The sequence below is a fragment of the Mesorhizobium sp. M1D.F.Ca.ET.231.01.1.1 genome (assembly GCF_003999155.2).
Taxonomy (GTDB): domain Bacteria; phylum Pseudomonadota; class Alphaproteobacteria; order Rhizobiales; family Rhizobiaceae; genus Mesorhizobium.
This window is the reverse complement of the sequence record NZ_RZOZ02000074.1, coordinates 1-410: the sequence shown is the minus strand read 5'-3', so window position 1 is coordinate 410 and position 410 is coordinate 1. Positions and strand designations below refer to the sequence as shown.

Genomic DNA, 410 nt, shown 5'->3' with positions numbered 1-410 from the left:
CGACACCATCAGTTCGTCGCTGGGCATCTCGCGCTGGAAGAACATGGCGCAGATCAACGACTGCGGCATCCGTGCCGCCTCGCGCTATGAAGGCCTGCAGTACTGGGACTACAACTGGCGCAAGGGCGGCGGTGCCAGCCGCATGGTCGAGATCAGCAAGCGCGAGCAGTTCTACCAGCAGGAATACTGCGGCTGCGTGTACTCGCTGCGCGATGCCAACCGCCACCGCCGCGAGAACGGCCGCGAGCGCATCAGGATCGGTCTGCTGTACTACGGACAGGACGCTGGAACGCCGCAGGGCGATTGACGTGTGCGCATGGGGCGGCCACGCTGGTCGCCCCTTCTGTTGTACCGGAACTGCCATGACCGCCCTGCCCGCCGATGTCGCCCTGCTGGTGATCGACCTGCAG

1 protein-coding gene is annotated in these 410 nt (G+C 65.4%); it reads left to right on the top strand.

The window, feature by feature from the left end; all coding sequences use genetic code 11:
* Positions 1 to 307, top strand: a 307-nt coding sequence (locus tag EN874_RS32335) for an epoxyqueuosine reductase QueH (RefSeq protein WP_189396743.1), incomplete at its 5' end; no start/stop codon positions are given.
* Positions 308 to 410: the final 103 nt, after the last annotated feature.